Source organism: Streptomyces sp. NPDC058985, from assembly GCF_042740985.1.
Lineage (GTDB): Bacteria > Actinomycetota > Actinomycetes > Streptomycetales > Streptomycetaceae > Streptomyces.
Genome location: NZ_JBHYJX010000008.1, coordinates 115,593 through 131,200, shown reverse-complemented (window position 1 = coordinate 131,200; position 15,608 = coordinate 115,593). Strand labels below are relative to the sequence as shown.

Sequence of the window (15,608 nt, the reverse complement as noted above, 5' to 3'; positions counted from 1 at the left end):
TGGTTTCCCCTCGCGGGCGGTGGGCACCCGGCCCCGAGCCGTAAGCGGCACAGGGAGGCGAGGACGTGCGGCTGGACGAATTCCTGACCCGGGTCCGCGACCTCGGCGAGTACCACAGCGACGACGAGGCCGAGCAGGTCAGCAGGGCCGTTCTCTGGGTGATCGCGTCCCGCGTCTCCCCCGGGGAGGCGGCCGTGCTCGCCGCCGACCTGCCCGCGCCCCTGGAAGACGTGCTGCGCCCCGAGCGGGGGAGGCCCGAGTCCTTCGGGCGCGACGAGTTCCTGCGGCGGGTGGCCCAGCAGACCGGCGCCCGCCCGCGCACCGCGGAGTGGGACGCGGGCGCGGTGCTCGCCACCCTGGCCGAAGCGGTGCCCCGCGAACGCGTCGACCGGCTCCTGGCCCAACTGCCCGCCGACTGCGCCGACCTCCTGGGCGGCCCGGGCGGGGCGCCGCGCTGAACCCTCGCGAGCCCGGGGGCCCGGCGTCAGGTCAGTCGCGGTCCGCGCGCTCGGCCCGTTCGGCGTGCAGCTTCTTCACCCGGGCCGTCTCCTTGCGGACGTCGGCCTGGACGGCCTGCTCCCGCTCCAGCCACTCCGGGCGTTCCTGCTTCAGCGTCTCGATCTGCTCCGTGGTGAGCGGCTCCGACACTCCGCCGCGGTGCAGGCCCGCGATGGACACCCCGAGCTTGGCCGCCACCACCGGCCGCGGGTGCGGGCCGTCGCGCCGCAGGTCACGCAGCCACGCGGGCGGTTCGGTCTGGAGCGCGTTCAGCTCGGCGCGCGTGACGACGCCCTCCCGGAACTGAGCGGGTGTGGCTTCGAGGTACACACCCAGCTTCTTCGCCGCGGTCGCGGGCTTCATGGACTGGGTGTTCTGGTGCGACGTCATGCCGTCAAGGGTATCGAGCATGTGAGCGGCCCCCGACCACGCCCGGTAACCTGGCCGGGTGACAGGCTCGGAAGACCGCCCCTCGTTCCGGCTCGCGTACGTCCCGGGGGTGACGCCCGACAAGTGGGCGCGCATCTGGAACGAGCGGCTGCCGGACGTCCCGCTGTCCCTGACCCAGGTCCCCGCGGCCGGCGCCGTCGGCGTCCTGCTGGACGGCGACGCCGACGCCGGACTGGTGCGGCTGCCCGTCGACCGGACCCGCCTCAGCGCCATCCCCCTCTACACCGAGACCACGGTCGTGGTGATCCCCAAGGACCACCTCGTCACCGCGGCCGACGAGGTGACCGCCGAGGACCTCGCCGACGAGATCGTGCTGCACCCCCTGGACGACGTCCTCGGGTGGGAGGAGCGGCCGCCGGGCCGGCCCGCGTTCGAGCGTCCGGCCACCACCGCGGACGCCGTCGAACTGGTGGCGGCCGGGATCGGCGTCCTGCTGATGCCCCTGTCGCTGGCCCGGCTGCATCACCGCAAGGACCTCACGTACCGGACGGTCACCGACGCCCCCCAGTCGGGCGTGGCGCTGTCCTGGCCTCAGGACGCGCACACGGACCGGGTCGAGGACTTCATCGGCATCGTCCGAGGCCGGACCGTCAACAGCACCCGGGGCCGGCAGCCCGACCCGTCGTCCGCCGGACGGAAGCCGGCGGCCGGCAAGCAGCAGGCCGGCAAGCAGCAGGCCGGGAAGCAGCAGACCGGCGGAGCCCGGCGCGGCGGCGGCACCCCGCGCAGGAAGAGCGGCAGCGGCGGCGGGCGCGGCAAGCCCCGCCGCCGCTGACCCGCCGGACCTCCGAACCCGTCAGCGGACCGTCGGACTCGGCGTCGGCGCCGAGGTGTTGACGTCGAGACCGGGCGGCTGGGTGAGGGAGAGCACCGGCTCACCCGGCTGCGGCGCGGGCGGTGTCAGCTGCACCTTGGGCAGGCTCGGCGGCGCCGTCTGCTGGAAGTTGACCTGGTCGAAGTTGACCAGCCCGGTCTTCTCCAGCACGGTGATGTGGTCCAGGACGGTGTCGTTGGCCTGATCCGCCAGCTGCCGCACCAGGGAGTTCTTGGTGTTGGCGCGGATCTTGGCGATGGCCGGGAAGATCTGGCCGTGCGTGATGCGCATGATGTTCACCGCGGTGGTGTCGAACTGCCTGCCCGTGGTCCCGTCCACGGTCGACACGAACTGCTGCTGCTGCGGGGACGCCAGGTTGGGCAGGGTGATCCCCAGCTCGGGAGCGATCTTGCGGCAGGTCGCGTCGAGCCGGGCGTGCCCGACGACCAGGTGCTCCCCGGCCTCCTTCATCTCCGGTGTCGTCCCGCGCTCGATCGCCATCAGCCCCAGCGGGTGCTCCCACAGCCCCGCGGCACGCACCTTGACCACGAAGTCCCGGTCCTGCTCGGTGAGCGGTCCGTACCGCGTGTTGGTGATGATCCTGGCCTGGTCACTGCTCGTGTTCTGCATCCCGAGCATGGTCGGGTAGGCGAGGGCGGTGAGGGTGAGGACCAGGGCACCGGCCACGAAGGCCGTCCCTGCCGTGGTGCGCGTGATGCGCATCGTGCCTCCTGGGGCGAAAACAGGCTCGGACACCAGGAGGTACGGATACGGGCCGTGCTCTGATCACCTCTCCGGGCAAAAACTTGCCCGCGCCGGTCCCGCGAGCCAGTCGTACGCCGCCCGCGCGGTGAACGCGTCCTGGCCCCCGCGCACCAGCAGTCCGGCGGTGGCGAACTCGGGGGCGTCCGCCTGCGCCGCGACGTACGGCACCGCGATGCAGCGCATCCCCGCCGCGTGCGCGGCGGCGGCCCCGGGAGCGGCGTCCTCCAGGACCACGCAGTCGGCCGGGGCCGCGCCGATCCTGCGGGCGGCCTCCAGGAAGACGTCGGGGGCCGGTTTGCCCCGCGCCACCTCGTCGGCCGAGACGACCGTGCGCAAGTGGGCGTCCAGGCCGGTGCGGGCCAGGATCGCCCCGATGGCCTCGGGTGACGACCCGGAGGCGACCGCCAGCGGGACGCCCTCGCCGGCCAGCCACTCGACCAGCTTCCGCATCTCGGGGTACGCGCGGGCCGAGGTGCGGGCCAGCTCCAGGTAGTGGCGGTTCTTGACGGCGAGCAGCTCCTCCACGGCTGCCGTCAGCGCGTACCGCCGCTTCCAGTCGGCGACCGTCTCCTGGGTGCTGATGCCCACGTACGTCTCGTGGTCCGCCCAGGTGAAGTCCTCGACGCCGTACTCGGCGAGGGTCAGCCGACCGGCTTCGTAGTAGTTCGGCTCGCTGTCCACGAGCGTGCCGTCGAGATCGAAGATGACCGAGATGCCGCCGAGAGTGCACATGCGCTCCAGGATGCCAAGGATCACTTCCGGGCCGAGCGCCCGATCGACTCCACCAGGGGCAGCAGCCGGTGCGTGACGCGTTCGCGGAGCACCACCTCGCTGCGGGTGCGGACCACCCCGGGCAGGCTGATCAGCTTCTGGACCACGTCCTCCAGGTGCGCGTTGTCGCGGGCCACGACGCGGGTCAGCAGGTCCCCGCCGCCCGTGATGGAGAAGGCCTCCACGATCTCGGGCACGGCCGCCAGCGCCTCGCCCACCTCGTTGAGGTGGCCCTGGGTGACCTCGATGTGCACGAAGGCGAGCACCGGGTGGCCCAGCGCGGCGGGGGAGAGGGTGGGCGCGGTACCGGTGATCACGCCCTCGCGCTCCAGCCGGTCGAGCCGGGCCTGCAGCGTGCCGCGGGCGACACCGAGGAGCCGGGCGTACTCGCGCACGCTGGTGCCCGGCTGTTCGAGGAGCAGTCGCAGGATGCGGGTGTCGAGCGCGTCGACGGCCATGACGGGGCCAGTCCTTCCTTCGTCGGCCATTGGCTCTCGGGTGGCCGGGAAATTGCCACGACGACTGTACCAATGGCACAGTCCGGAAGCGCCCGGTTGAGCCAGTGGCGGCAGGGATGCTCCTATAGGACGGTCGATGGCGCTGCGGATCCCGCGGCGCCTTTTTCATGCCAGTACGTTCGGGCCGGTGCGAGGGGGCGGTAAGCAGTGCTGAAGAAGGTGTTCATGAGCCCGGATCCGGGGCGGGTACGGCTGCGGTTCGCCGCGCGCGCCGTCCTCGGCATCGGGGCGGCCGTCGTCGTGTGCGGGCTGGCCGGCGTCTCGCTGGTGGGCGCCGTCATCGGCGGGCTCGCCGCGCTGCTGGCGCTGTTCACCGTCACCGACGCGACCGTCCGCGGACAGGTCGTCACCACCGCGCTGCTGCCGTTGGCCGGACTGCCCGTGCTCGCCGCCGCGGCGGCTCTGCACGACCTCCCCGTGGCCCGCGACCTCACCTTCCTCGCCGTCGTCGGCGCGGGCGTCTACGCCCGGCGCTGGGGCCCGCGCGGGCACAGCCTCGGCGTGTTCGCGTTCATGACCTTCTTCATCGCCCAGTTCCTGCGGGCGACCACGGACCGGCTGCCCGAGATGTTCACCGCCGTCCTGCTGTCCGTGGCGACCGCCGCGGCGGTCCGCTTCGGCCTGTGGTGCTACGAGCGCGGCCGGCCCGCGCCCGCCGTCCCCGCGCCGCCCGGTGGCACCGGACTCGCCCGGATCACCACCCGCCAGGCCGTCCAGGCCACCGCGGGAGCGGGCTTCGCGCTGGTCGTGGGCCAGCTGGTGTCGGGCGAACGCTGGTACTGGGCGGTCGGCGCCGCCTGGTGGGTGTTCGTCAACACCACCTCGCGCGGTGAGACCCTGGTCCGCGGCTTCCGCCGGGTCCTCGGCACCGTCGTCGGCATCGGTCTGGGCTTCCTGGTGGCCTTCCCGCTGGCCGGCTCCGTGGTGCCCACCGCCCTGCTCGCCGCCGCATGCGTCTTCGGGATCTTCTACACCGCGGCCGTCTCCTACACCTGGATGATGCTCTGCGTGACCCTCCTCGCCGAGTTGCTCTACGGCCTCCTGGGCGTCCTCAGCCCCGGCCTGCTCGCCCTGCGGATCGCCGAGACCGGCGTCGGTGCGCTCGGCGCCGTACTCGCCGTGCTCTTCCTCCTGCCGGTCACCACGCACGCCGTCACCGACGCCTGGATCCAGCGCGCCCTGCGCTGCGTGCACGCCTGCACCGCCGAGGCCGCCGCCCGGCTCGCCGGAACCGAGGGCGCCGACCCCGCGCCGCGCGTGGCCGAACTGGAGCAGCTGCTGGGCCGGGTCCGGCTGTCGGTCGCCCCGCTCGTGCACCCGCTGAACCCGATGTCCGGCCGCAAACGGCGCGCCCGGCGCGTGCTCGACCTGCTCGACGACTGCGCCCGGGAGATCCGCGGCCTGGTCGCCGTCGCCGCCGACCCGGAGGCCTCGCACGACGCCCGGCTGGCCGCCGCCTGCTGGCGGGTCGAGTCCGCCGTGGAGGCCCTCACCGGCGGCGGCGACGTGCCCGCCCACGCGGCCGGCCCCCGCGCCGTCGAACCGGCGCTGGCGCACCTCCACGACCTGGAGCGCGCCCTCGCCGAACTCGCCGCGCCCCTGCGCGCCCCCTCCGGGTCCCCGCTGGTCGGCGCCTGAGCCGTCGGGCGCCACGCCACCCGTTTGGTCTAGACCGCAGGTGATCGACTGCTACCGTCGCTGCGGGGCGGACGACCTGTCGTGACCGGCCCGACCGGGACGGCGTGCGACGAGTGACGCAGGACGAGAGGGGCAGCGGTGGCGGACGGTGGCAGGCGGCAGCGGCGGGCGTACATCGGGTCGTTCACGGCGGCCGGCGGTCCCGGCATCCTGACGGCGGACGTCGACCTCGACAGCGGCGCGCTCACCGTCGTGAGCGGCACGGACCGGCTGCCCGACCCGTCCTACCTCGCCCTGGCCCCCGACGGAGCCACGCTCTACGCCGTCAGCGAGACGGCCGAGGGCGCGGTGGCCGCCTACCGCGTGCACGGGGACAAGCCCGAGCCCGCCGGGCGCCCGGTGCCCGTGGGCGGCGACGGACCGACCCACCTCAGCCTGTACGACGGCCACGTGCTCACCGCCAACTACGGCTCGGGCACCGTCTCCGCCGTGCCGGTCCGCTCCGACGGCAGCCTCGCCCGGTCCGCCTCCGGCGTCCTGCGGCACACCGGTTCCGGCCCCCATGCCCAGCGGCAGCAGACGCCGCACGCGCACCAGGTGCGGCCCGACCCGAGCGGGCGGTGGGCGGTCAGCGTGGACCTGGGCACCGACTCGGTCCGCGTCTGCACCCTGACGGACGGCGCCCCGGCCGTGCACCGGGAGACCGCGCTGCGCCCCGGCTCGGGCCCGCGCCACCTGGCCTTCCACCCGGACGGCAGCCACGCCTACGTACTCAACGAACTGGCGCCCACCGTCACCGTCTGCCGCTGGGACGCGGCCGAGGGCGTCCTCCAGCCGCTCACCGAGGTGCCGGTGCTGCCCGGGGCGCCGGCCGGGGACGCCTACCCGTCCGGCGTCGTGGTCTCGCCCGACGGCCGCTTCGTGTGGACCGCCACCCGCGGCGAGGACGTCCTGTCCGTCCTCGCCGTGGAGACGGACGGACTGCGCCTGACCGCGACCGTGCCCTGCGGCGGGCACTGGCCCCGGGAGATCGCCGAGTCCGACGGCTTCCTGTACGCGGCCAACGAGCGCTCCGGGGACGTGACCTGGTTCGCCCTCGACCCGGACACGGGCGTGCCCCGCCGGGCCGGCTCACTGGCGGTGCCTGCGGCGTCCTGCGTGGTCTTCGGCTGACGTCGCCCGGGGGCCACGGCCGACCGTCGAGGGCCCTCTTCGCGCACGGCACGACAAAGGGCCCGCTCCCGTACCGGAGCGGGCCCTTCGGCTGCCCTGAGCTGCCGTGTCGCCGTGTCTCGTGCCGCCCGCGACCGCGTTCGCGCAGGCGTCCGCGCGTCAGCGGACCGGCGTGCCCTGCGGCTGCTGCGGCGAGATGCCGAGCGCCGTCGTGTACTTGGCCAGCGCCAGCTTGCCGATCGCCGGGTACGGGCCGAGCGGCTCGGCGGTGGAACAGCCCGCCTCCTTGGCGGCCTCCTCCAGTACGGACGCCTCGATCTCGGGGCCGATCAGGTAGGGCGCGAGCGCCAGCTGCTGGGAGCCCGAGGAGCGCAGCTGCTCGGCCACGGACGCGATCGAGCCCTCCTCGTCCAGCGCGGCGGCGATCACCGGCACGGCGAGGCGCGCGGCGAGCAGCATGCCGGTGATCCCGGCCGCCTGGACCGCCTCGTCACCGCCCACGGAGGCCAGGATGATGCCGTCCGCGGCGGTCGCCACGGTGAACAGCCGGGCGCGGTCGGCGCGGGCCAGCCCGGCCTCGGAGAGCCGCACATGCAGGGCCTCGGCCAGCAGCGGGTGCGGGCCGAGCACGTCGGTCAGCTCGGCCGCGACCCTGCTGTCCATGACGGCCTGCCGGATCCGGCGGAGCAGCGCGTTGTCCGGGCCCGCGAGCAGCGGCACGACGACGGCGACGGGGCCGTCGGGCTCCTTCACCTCCAGGCCGGCGGCGCGCGCCTGCTCGAAGCGGGCGGTGCGCTCCTCGGCGGCGCTCACGAGCACGGCCGACAGCGAGGGGAACTCGGCGTCGTCCCCTTCGAGGTGTCCGATCCGGGCGTCGAGGCCGGGGAGCTCGGAGCGGGCGATGCTGATGACCTCGTCGGCGAGGCCCCGGGTGGCGCTACTGGGCGTGCCCGGGACCGCGAGGACAAGCGCGGGCGCGCCCTCGGGAGCCACCAGGGGTTCGGGGCGGCGGTGCCGTCCCGGCTGGCGGGGGCGCGGCATTCGTACTGGCAGGCCGGACGCGGGCCCAGTGGGGGAGCTCATGGCGCCGCATGTTACTGGTTTCCGGGGTTTCCCTGTTCGGGGAGGGTGCAGGTGAGCGGTATCCGTCCTGTTTTGTCTGATGAGTGATGTACGGATCGGCCGACATCGGCACGATTCACCTCTCCGGCGGACCGGTTATCGGCCTTCCGTCACGGTCGTCACCCACAGCATCGCGTCATCGCCCGGAAGGGTGAGCGTCCCGGTCGCCAGGTCGGTGGCGATGCGGACCGAGCCGTCCAGGGGATCGCCGTCCGCGGCCGTCCGCCGTGCCTGCGGCAGCCGCTTCGCCAGCTCCTCCTCCAGCGGTACGACGAGCGGGTCGCCCAGCTTCAGCAGGCCGCCGGTGACCGCGAGGCGGGGCTCGCCGTCGCGGGGGCAGACCGCGGCGGCCGAGTCGGCCATGTGCCGTGCCGCGGCGCGCAGGATCCCGGCGGCCACGGGGTCGCCGGGCGCGCAGGCGGCCACCTCGGGCGCGAAGGAGGCGAGGACGGCGGGGCGGTCGGTCCGCGGATACAGCTGCCCGGGGATGCCCGCCGCCGGGCCGAAGCGCTCCCGGGCCCGGGCCAGCAGCGGCGCCGAGCCGCCCTCCCGCCCGTCGTGGGCGCGCAGCGCGGCCTCCAGACCGGCCCGTCCGATCCACGCGCCGCCCCCGCAGTCGCCCAGCAGGTGCCCCCAGCCGTCCGCCCGGTGCCAGCGGGCCAGGTCGGTGCCCGTCGCGATCAGACCGGTCCCGGCGGCCACCACCGCTCCGGGCCGGGGGCCGAGGGCGCCGACGTAGGCGGTCACCGCGTCGGCGACCAGCGCGACCTTCCGCGCTCCCAGCTCCCGCGCGAGCGCGCCCGGCAGTTCGGCGCGCAGGGCGTCGCCCAGGGTGGCAAGACCCGCGGCCCCGACGACGACGGTGCCGAACCGGTCCACCAGGGTCTCGGCGGTCAACGCCCGCACCATGGGCAGCAGTTGGGCCATCAGGTGCTCCGGCTCGATGCCACGGGGCCCGGTGCGCACGGGCTCCCGCGACGCGCGGTGACCGAGCGGGCCGCGTCCGTCGGTACCGGCGGTGCCCACGACCACGCGCAGACCCGAGCCGCCGGAGTCCACGGCCAGGAAGCCGCCGCTCACGGCAGCCGCCAGTCGACCGGCCGGCCCCCCAGCCGCACCAGCAGGTCGTTGGCCCTGCTGAACGGGCGGGAGCCGAAGAACCCGCGGTCGGCCGACATCGGGGACGGGTGCGCGGACTCCAGGGCCGGCAGGTCGCCGAGCAGCGGCCGCAGGTTGCGGGCGTCGCGGCCCCACAGGATGGAGACGGGCTTCTGCGGGGCGGTGGTGAGCGTCCTGTTGTGCAGCAGCACGCCCTGCCGGGTCCACGGGGTCAGGTCGCCGTTGGAGGGATGATGAACGTGGCGGAGTGGCTTGAGCACTGGACGGAACAAGCTCCTCTCCTTCCCGATGACCGGCTGCGTGAGCTGCTCGACCGACTCGCAGGTCTCGACGAGGAGGAAGGGTAGCGCCTGCGGGACGGCCCGTGTGCGGGGGCTCGCCTGTGTATGCGGGGCGGCGGTGTGGGCCAGTAGAGTGACGCGGCGTGGCACCACGACCTTTGCATGAACTTGTTGAAGCAGGCTGGGCGAAGGCCCTTGAGCCGGTGGCCGAACGCATCGCGGCGATGGGGGATTTCCTGCGGGCCGAGATCGCGGCGGGGCGCACGTACCTTCCGGCCGGGGCGAATGTCCTGCGGGCTTTTCAACAACCCTTCGATGATGTTCGTGTCCTGATTGTCGGTCAGGACCCCTACCCCACGCCGGGTATGGCGATCGGGTTGAGCTTCGCGGTGGCGCCGGAGGTGCGTTCCTTGCCGGGGAGTCTCGAGAACATCTTCCGGGAGATGCACTCCGACCTCGGGCTGCCGAGGCCGTCGAACGGCGATCTGACGCCATGGACGCGGCAAGGTGTGATGCTGCTCAACAGGGCGTTGACGACGGCCCCGCGCAGTCCGGCGGCCCACCGCGGCAAGGGCTGGGAGGAGGTCACCGAGCAGGCGATACGCGCCCTGGCGGCACGCGGCAAGCCAATGGTCTCCATCCTGTGGGGCCGGGATGCCCGAAACCTGCGGCCGCTGCTGGGGGATCTGCCTGCGATCGAGTCGGCGCACCCGTCGCCGATGTCGGCGGACCGTGGGTTCTTCGGCTCCCGCCCGTTCAGCAGGGCCAACGACCTGCTGGTCGGGCAGGGTGCCCAGCCGGTGGATTGGCGACTTCCGTAGGGCCTCGTGTGTCCGGCCTCCCCTCTCGCTGATCACCGCCCCGGACGGTACCGGGACCCCGGTCCCCGCCCAGCCGGGGCCCGCTCAGCACCGGTGGCCTGCGGTTCGAGGCCACCGCGCTCGAACTGCTGGAGGGCAGCCTGCTCGCCCTCTGATGTTCCGTGCTCGACGGAGAGCCCACGGTGTCCCGCGAGGCGGGCTGACCCGGCAGCGCCGGACTCAGTCGGCGATCTCGATGGCGAAGGCGTCCCGCACCCCACCACGCGGGCTGGACCCGCTCGGCCAGGTCCTGGGCATCGTCGCCGTACTGGCGCTGGCCGGCATGCTCAACGAGGCCGGCACCCAGGGCTGGGACTCGCCGGTGGTGCTGGGCGCCGGCACTCTCGGTGTGGTCGCGCTCGCCCTCTTCGTCGTGGTCGAGCGACGCACGGAAGCACGGGGGATCGCGGAGAAGCCGCCGCTGCTGCCCCTGTCGCTCTTCCGGTCACCCGGCTTCGCCTCCACTGCCGCGGTGGGTGTCCTGCTCAACCTCGGCTACTACGGCATGCTCTACCTGTCCACGCTCTACCTGCAGAACGAGCGCGGCTACGACGCACTGGGCGCCGGTCTGGCCCTGCTGCCGACGGTGTGCATGGCCGTCGTGGCCGCGCCGCTCTCCGGTCGCCTGACCGCCCGCTACGGCCCATACGTCCCGATGACCGGGGCCCTGCTGCTCGGTGCCGCCGGGTTCGTCGGCTGGCTGTTCGCCGGTCCCGACACCCCGTACTGGATGCTGCTGCCCGCCCTCGTCGCGACCGGCCTCGCCACCCCGAGCACGGTCCCGGCGGCCACGGCCGCCATCGTGCAGGCCGCCCCCACCGAGAACGCGGGTGTGGCGTCGGCGGTGTTCAACGTGGCGCGCCAGATCGGCAACTCGCTCGGCGTCGCCCTCTTCGTCTCCCTCATCGCCGGCCGGGACCTGGTCTCCGGCCTGCACATCTCGGCGCTCATCGCCTCGGCGGCCTTCTTCGCCGCAGCGCTGCTCGCCCTGTCCTCCTGGCGGAACGCACAGGCGCGCACCGTCGCCTGATTTTCTGCACGAGGAGTACCGGAGAGTACCGGCACCATGGCAACTCGCATCGCCATCAACGGATGCGGCCGCATCGGACGGACGGTCACCCGAGTGGCGCTCACCCGCTGGGACGTCGAGATCGTCGCCGTCAACGACCTGACGGACCCCGATCTCCTGGCCAGCCCGCTGCGGCCCACCTCGACGCGGGCGCGCGCCCGTTGGGGACGGGCGAGCGCCCGGTGCGCTTGTGGACGGCGCGCTCCGCCCGAACACGCGGCTCGGCGGGCAGCACCGGCGGCTACACGCACGCCTGACAGGCGCGCACGACGACGGCCGTGACGAGAAGGCGGGCCACGCCGTGACCGGCAGACTGCCCTGGCCCGAACCCGGCCATGACACCGACGCCCACACCGCGGACACCCCGGTTGTGATCGTCGGCCTGACGGCCCCGGAAGGGGCCGCCGAGGCCGTGCGCCGGTCGGACTGATCAGGCTCGGTCGCCGTGCGGTGCGCTGTGGGCCAGACGGGGTCGCGGCGTCCTTCGGAGACCGTGCGCGCGAGGCGTCCCGGGAGCGCGCAGGAAGTCACCCATCGAGGTGATCCGCCCGGCGACGGGGTCCAGCGTCTTCGCCCAGCCCGCTTCGACGATTTCGTTCAAGGGTCGTGGTGCCACGGGCGTCACCCTACTGCCGTACGGGTGACGCCGATCAAGCGGTGGCCAAGGCCGGTTCTCCCGCCCGGTTCACGCCAGGACCGCGGCCCGCACGCACAGGACGTCCGGCAGGTGGGAGGCCAACTGCCGCCAGCTGTCGCCGTCGTCGGCCGACGCGAACACCTCGCCGTTGCGATTGCCGAAGTACACGCCCGCGCGGTCCGCGTCGTCCGTGCACAGCGCGTCGCGCAGCACCGTGCCGTAGTGGTCCTCCCGGGGCAGGCCCGCCGACAGCGGCTCCCAGCTCTTGCCCGCGTCCGCGGTGCGGAAGACCCGGCACCGGTGGTCCGCGGGCACCCGGTCGGCGTCGGCGTTGATCGGGAAGACGTACGCCGTGTCGCCGCGGTGCGGGTGGGCGGCCACGGCGAACCCGAACGTGGACGGCAGCCCCTCGCCGATGTCCGTCCAGTGGGTGCCCGCGTCGTCGCTGCGGTACACCCCCCAGTGGTTCTGCAGGTACAGGCGGTCCGGGTCGGCCGCGTCCCGCGCGACCTTGTGCACGCACTGGCCGAACTCCGGGTCGGGGTCCGGCAGGAAGACCGCGGAGACACCGGAGTTGGACGGCGCCCAGGTCGCGCCGCCGTCGGTGGTGCGGAACACGCCCGCGGTCGACACGGCGACCGTCACCGAGCCGGGGTCCCGCCGGTCGGTGAGGACGGTGTGCAGCCCCTCCCCGCCGCCGCCCGGCACCCACTGGGACCGCGTGGGGTGCTCCCACAGGGGCCGGACCAGCTCGAAGCTCTCGCCGCGGTCCTCCGAGCGGTACAGCGCGGCCGGTTCCGTGCCCGCGTAGACCACGTCCGGCTCGGCGGCGGACGGGTGCAGCTGCCACACCCGCTCCAGTGAGGCGCCGGTGTCCTTGGGGAACTTGACGGCCGGAGCGCTCGGTTCGGTCCAGGTGCGGCCCAGGTCGTCGGAGTGGAAGACCGACGGGCCCCAGTGCGCGCTGTCGCCGCCCGCCAGCAGGCGCGGCGTGTCGCCGCGGATGTCGAGGGCGACCGAGTAGACGGCCTGGGCGTTGAAATACGGGCTCTCGTCGAACTCCCAGGTGCCACCCCGCCGGCGCCCGATGAACAGGCCCTTGCGGGTGCCCACGGCGAGCAGTACCTCGGTCATGCCGATCACCTCCGCGGCGTCCTCGTCGACGCCTTTGTCTCGGACACGGGCCAGTCTGCACCCAGCCACTGACAGTCACCTCTGGAGTCGGCGTCGTCGCAGCTCATCGCGGTGATGCGGCATGCTCGCGGAGCCGGGGGAGGGGGGCGGGCGCGGGGCCGGAACCCGACCCCGCCCGCTCAGACCCCGCCCGCTCAGTCCGCCGTCGGCAGCGCCCGCGCCAGGATGGAGCCGAGGCCGGCCGTGGACGGCAGGGTGCCGAAGGCGTGCCCCCAGTCGCCGCCGAGCCGCGTCGCGCAGAAGGCGTCGGCGACGGCGGGCGGCGCGTGCCGGACCAGGAGGGAGCCCTGGAGGGTGAGGGCCATCAGCTCCACCAGCCGGCGGGCACCGGTCTCGGACGCCTCGGTCAGCCCCCTCTCCAGCCGGGCCACGGCGGCGTCCAGCCGGGCGTCCGCCCCGCGTGCGAGGGCGAGTTCCGCGAAGAGGGCGTGCGCGGTGGCGGGGGAGCGGCCCAGCGCGCGCAGGACGTCGAGGGCGTTGACGTTCCCCGAGCCCTCCCAGATCGACAGCAGCGGGGCCTCGCGGTAGTGGCGGGGCATGCCCGACTCCTCCACGTAGCCGTTGCCGCCGAGGCACTCCAGGGCCTCCGCGGTGAACGCGGGTCCCCGCTTGGTCACCCAGTACTTGCCGACGGCGGTGGCGATCCGCCGGAAGGCCGCCTCGGCGGTGTCCCCGCGCACCGCCCGGTCCGCCGCCCCGGCCAGCCGCAGGGTGAGCGCCGTCGCGGCCTCGGACTCCAGTGCCAGGTCGGCCAGCACGTTGCGCATCAAGGGCTGGTCGAGGAGCCGGGCGCCGAACGCGCTGCGGTGCCGTGCGTGGTGGCCGGCCTCGACCAGCGTCTTGCGCATCAGCGTCGCCGAGGACATCACGCAGTCCAGCCGGGTGCAGTTGACCATCTCGATGATCGTCTTGACGCCCTGCCCCTCGGGTCCGACCAGCCAGGCGACGGTGCCGTCGAACTCGGGCTCGGACGAGGCGTTGGACCGGTTGCCGAGCTTGTCCTTCAGCCGCTGGATGCGGAAGGCGTTGCGGGTGCCGTCCGGCAGCACGCGAGGCACCAGGAAGCAGGACAGTCCCCCCTGCCCCCTGCCGGGCGCCACCTGGGCCAGCACCAGGAACACGTCGCACATCGGCGCCGACGTGAACCACTTGTGCCCGCGCAGCGTGTACACGCCGGGCTCGGCGGTCGGGGTGGCCGTCGTGGTGTTCGTGCGGACGTCCGAGCCGCCCTGCTTCTCGGTCATGCCCATCCCGGCCAGCAGGCCGCGCTTCTCCGTGGGCGTCCGCAGCCCCGGCTCGTACTCCCGGCCGGTCAGCAGCGGCTCGTAGACCTCGGCCAGCTCCGGGGTGGTGCGCAGCGCCGGGACGGCCGCGTAGGTCATCGACGTCGGGCACCCGTGTCCCGCCTCCGTGTGGCCCCACACCAGACCGCCCGCAGTGCGCGCCACATGGGCGCCCGGCCGGTCGTCCGCCCAGGGCGCGCCCGCCAGGCCCTCCCCGACCGCCACCCGCAGCAGGCGGTGCCAGCTCGGGTGGTATTCCACCTCGTCGACCCGGTTGCCGTACCGGTCGTGGGTGCGCAGTACGGGTTCGTGGCGGTTGGCCAGGTCGCCCCAGTCCTGCGCCTCCGCGCTGCCGGCCCGCCGCCCGAGCCGGCGCAGCCCTTCCTCGGCCCACCCGGCGCCCTCCCGCCGCAGACCTTCCAGCAGCGCCGTGTCGTCCGAGGCGTCGTAGGGGGCCAGGGGAGGGGGCTGGTTGGTGACGTCGTGCGTGGCGTACCCCTCCGGGTTGCCCGCGGACTCCTCGTACCGCTCGTCCGGCTCCTGCGCGAGTGTCGTCATGACCCGAGTGTTGCATCGTCGCTACGGCCGCAGCAATAGTGCAACACCTCGGGCGCACGTACAGTACGTGCTCATGTGGACGGACGACGCGTGCCCGCGCGGATGAACGGTTCCGAGGCCTCCGGCGAGCCGCCGCTGCGCCCGCTGTCCGCGCGGTCGGTGGTGCTGAGCCTGCTGCTCGGCACGCATCCCCCCGAACTGCCGGTCCGGGAGCTGGTGCGGCTCGTGGAGGGGTTCGACGTCGGCGGGTCCACGGTGCGCGCCGCGCTCAGCCGGATGGCCGCCGCCGGGGACCTGAGGCGCACGGACACCGGGTACCGGCTCAGTGAGCGGCTGGTGGAACGCCAGCGGCGCCAGGACGAGGCCCTGCGCCCGCGCACGCGCGCGTGGGACGGCGACTGGGAGATGCTCGTGATCACCGCGACGGGCCGCGGTCCGGCCGAACGCGCCGAGCTGCGCACCCGGTTGACCGCCCTGCGCCTCGCCGAACTCCGGGAGGGCGTCTGGCTGCGCCCCGCCAACCTGCGCCGCCCGCTGCCCGCCGCTCTCGACGGCGTCGCCGAGCGCCTCGTCTCACGCCCCGAGCGCCCGGCCGCCGAACTGGCCGCGCGGCTGTGGCCGCTGGACACCTGGTCCCGCACGGCCCGGGACCTGCTCGCGCGGGTCGGCCGGGACCGGCGGCCGGCCGACCGTCTCACCGCCTTCGCGGCCGTCGTGCGCCATCTGCTCGCCGACCCGGTGCTGCCCGCGGAACTGCTCCCGTCCGACTGGCCGGGGGCGGCCCTGAGGGACGCCTACACGGAGTATCAGCGGGAGCAGTCCGGGCAGGTCCGGGCGGGCGGCACCCGGACCTGACGC

At 74.2% G+C, this 15,608-nt stretch carries 16 protein-coding genes and 2 pseudogenes; 9 read left to right on the top strand and 9 right to left on the bottom strand.

Annotated elements, in window-relative coordinates:
• Positions 1–65: 65 nt before the first annotated feature.
• Positions 66–458 carry a DUF2267 domain-containing protein gene (locus tag ACFW01_RS09950; RefSeq protein ID WP_384502827.1) on the top strand — a complete coding sequence of 131 codons (393 nt, stop codon included), beginning with the start codon at positions 66–68 and terminating at the stop codon, positions 456–458.
• A 31-nt stretch (positions 459–489) separates the two neighbouring features.
• Here ACFW01_RS09950 and ACFW01_RS09945 read toward each other — a convergent pair whose 3' ends face one another.
• The gene (locus ACFW01_RS09945) at positions 490–888 is read right to left on the bottom strand and encodes a DUF5997 family protein (RefSeq protein ID WP_234957423.1); all 399 of its coding nucleotides are present in this window, start codon (positions 886–888) and stop codon (positions 490–492) included.
• A gap of 58 nt (positions 889–946) precedes the next feature.
• Between ACFW01_RS09945 and ACFW01_RS09940 the strand changes: the two genes are divergently transcribed.
• Positions 947–1,723 (top strand): LysR family substrate-binding domain-containing protein, encoded by a 777-nt coding sequence (locus ACFW01_RS09940; RefSeq protein ID WP_384502825.1) that lies wholly within the window; start codon positions 947–949, stop codon positions 1,721–1,723.
• A gap of 21 nt (positions 1,724–1,744) precedes the next feature.
• On the opposite strand, the gene ACFW01_RS09935 is transcribed toward ACFW01_RS09940, so the two are convergent.
• The 3 genes from ACFW01_RS09935 to ACFW01_RS09925 all read right to left on the bottom strand — a co-directional run bounded on the left by ACFW01_RS09935 (position 1,745) and on the right by ACFW01_RS09925 (position 3,756).
• Positions 1,745–2,485 (bottom strand): DUF4142 domain-containing protein, encoded by a 741-nt coding sequence (locus ACFW01_RS09935; protein WP_234957421.1) that lies wholly within the window; start codon positions 2,483–2,485, stop codon positions 1,745–1,747.
• A gap of 63 nt (positions 2,486–2,548) precedes the next feature.
• A complete protein-coding gene (locus ACFW01_RS09930) occupies positions 2,549–3,259 on the bottom strand; it encodes an HAD family hydrolase (protein ID WP_384502823.1) in 711 nt (236 codons plus the stop codon).
• A 20-nt stretch (positions 3,260–3,279) separates the two neighbouring features.
• Positions 3,280–3,756, bottom strand: a complete 477-nt coding sequence (locus tag ACFW01_RS09925; RefSeq protein WP_384502821.1) for an Lrp/AsnC family transcriptional regulator — start codon at positions 3,754–3,756, stop codon at positions 3,280–3,282.
• A 207-nt stretch (positions 3,757–3,963) separates the two neighbouring features.
• Here ACFW01_RS09925 and ACFW01_RS09920 point away from each other — a divergent pair, with 207 nt between their 5' ends.
• Positions 3,964–5,454, top strand: coding sequence for an FUSC family protein (locus ACFW01_RS09920; protein ID WP_234957419.1), 1,491 nt, complete (start codon positions 3,964–3,966; stop codon positions 5,452–5,454).
• Positions 5,455–5,592: 138 nt separating this feature from the next.
• Positions 5,593–6,627, top strand: a complete 1,035-nt coding sequence (locus tag ACFW01_RS09915) for a lactonase family protein (protein WP_234957418.1) — start codon at positions 5,593–5,595, stop codon at positions 6,625–6,627.
• 159 nt (positions 6,628–6,786) lie between these two features.
• Here ACFW01_RS09915 and ACFW01_RS09910 read toward each other — a convergent pair whose 3' ends face one another.
• From ACFW01_RS09910 to ACFW01_RS09900, 3 genes and pseudogenes are all read right to left on the bottom strand, one after another.
• Complete coding sequence (locus ACFW01_RS09910; RefSeq protein WP_384502818.1) at positions 6,787–7,710, bottom strand: sirohydrochlorin chelatase; 924 nt, start codon at positions 7,708–7,710, stop codon at positions 6,787–6,789.
• A gap of 135 nt (positions 7,711–7,845) precedes the next feature.
• The gene (locus tag ACFW01_RS09905) at positions 7,846–8,829 is read right to left on the bottom strand and encodes a BadF/BadG/BcrA/BcrD ATPase family protein (protein ID WP_234957416.1); all 984 of its coding nucleotides are present in this window, start codon (positions 8,827–8,829) and stop codon (positions 7,846–7,848) included.
• Positions 8,826–9,098: pseudogene (locus ACFW01_RS09900) on the bottom strand (uracil-DNA glycosylase); the annotation flags it as partial. The pseudogene ACFW01_RS09900 and the gene ACFW01_RS09905, both read right to left, overlap by 4 nt.
• A 194-nt stretch (positions 9,099–9,292) precedes the next feature.
• On the opposite strand from ACFW01_RS09900, the gene ACFW01_RS09895 reads away from it, so the two are divergent.
• The 4 genes and pseudogenes from ACFW01_RS09895 to ACFW01_RS09880 all read left to right on the top strand — a co-directional run bounded on the left by ACFW01_RS09895 (position 9,293) and on the right by ACFW01_RS09880 (position 11,508).
• Positions 9,293–9,970 (top strand): uracil-DNA glycosylase, encoded by a 678-nt coding sequence (locus ACFW01_RS09895; RefSeq protein WP_234957415.1) that lies wholly within the window; start codon positions 9,293–9,295, stop codon positions 9,968–9,970.
• Positions 9,971–10,205: 235 nt separating this feature from the next.
• On the top strand, positions 10,206–11,039 hold the full coding sequence (locus tag ACFW01_RS09890; RefSeq protein ID WP_234957414.1) for an MFS transporter: 834 nt from the start codon (positions 10,206–10,208) through the stop codon (positions 11,037–11,039).
• 36 nt (positions 11,040–11,075) lie between these two features.
• Positions 11,076–11,234, top strand: a pseudogene (locus ACFW01_RS09885) (glyceraldehyde 3-phosphate dehydrogenase NAD-binding domain-containing protein); the annotation flags it as partial.
• 145 nt (positions 11,235–11,379) lie between these two features.
• Positions 11,380–11,508 (top strand): hypothetical protein, encoded by a 129-nt coding sequence (locus ACFW01_RS09880; RefSeq protein WP_384502816.1) that lies wholly within the window; start codon positions 11,380–11,382, stop codon positions 11,506–11,508.
• A gap of 255 nt (positions 11,509–11,763) precedes the next feature.
• On the opposite strand, the gene ACFW01_RS09875 is transcribed toward ACFW01_RS09880, so the two are convergent.
• Positions 11,764–12,918, bottom strand: coding sequence for a sialidase family protein (locus ACFW01_RS09875; protein ID WP_234957413.1), 1,155 nt, complete (start codon positions 12,916–12,918; stop codon positions 11,764–11,766).
• A gap of 125 nt (positions 12,919–13,043) precedes the next feature.
• A complete protein-coding gene (locus tag ACFW01_RS09870; RefSeq protein WP_234957412.1) occupies positions 13,044–14,750 on the bottom strand; it encodes a DNA alkylation response protein in 1,707 nt (568 codons plus the stop codon).
• 102 nt (positions 14,751–14,852) lie between these two features.
• Here ACFW01_RS09870 and ACFW01_RS09865 point away from each other — a divergent pair, with 102 nt between their 5' ends.
• Positions 14,853–15,605, top strand: coding sequence for a PaaX family transcriptional regulator C-terminal domain-containing protein (locus tag ACFW01_RS09865; RefSeq protein ID WP_234957642.1), 753 nt, complete (start codon positions 14,853–14,855; stop codon positions 15,603–15,605).
• Positions 15,606–15,608: the final 3 nt, after the last annotated feature.

Coding starts and splice junctions, on each gene's coding strand:
- ACFW01_RS09890 (WP_234957414.1), top strand. CDS start 10,206: ATGGCGAAGGCGTCCCGCACCCCACCACGCGGGCTGGACCCGCTCGGC.
- ACFW01_RS09870 (WP_234957412.1), bottom strand. CDS start 14,750: ATGACGACACTCGCGCAGGAGCCGGACGAGCGGTACGAGGAGTCCGCG.
- ACFW01_RS09935 (WP_234957421.1), bottom strand. CDS start 2,485: ATGCGCATCACGCGCACCACGGCAGGGACGGCCTTCGTGGCCGGTGCC.
- ACFW01_RS09930 (WP_384502823.1), bottom strand. CDS start 3,259: ATGTGCACTCTCGGCGGCATCTCGGTCATCTTCGATCTCGACGGCACG.
- ACFW01_RS09865 (WP_234957642.1), top strand. CDS start 14,853: ATGAACGGTTCCGAGGCCTCCGGCGAGCCGCCGCTGCGCCCGCTGTCC.
- ACFW01_RS09945 (WP_234957423.1), bottom strand. CDS start 888: ATGACGTCGCACCAGAACACCCAGTCCATGAAGCCCGCGACCGCGGCG.
- ACFW01_RS09910 (WP_384502818.1), bottom strand. CDS start 7,710: ATGAGCTCCCCCACTGGGCCCGCGTCCGGCCTGCCAGTACGAATGCCG.
- ACFW01_RS09925 (WP_384502821.1), bottom strand. CDS start 3,756: ATGGCCGTCGACGCGCTCGACACCCGCATCCTGCGACTGCTCCTCGAA.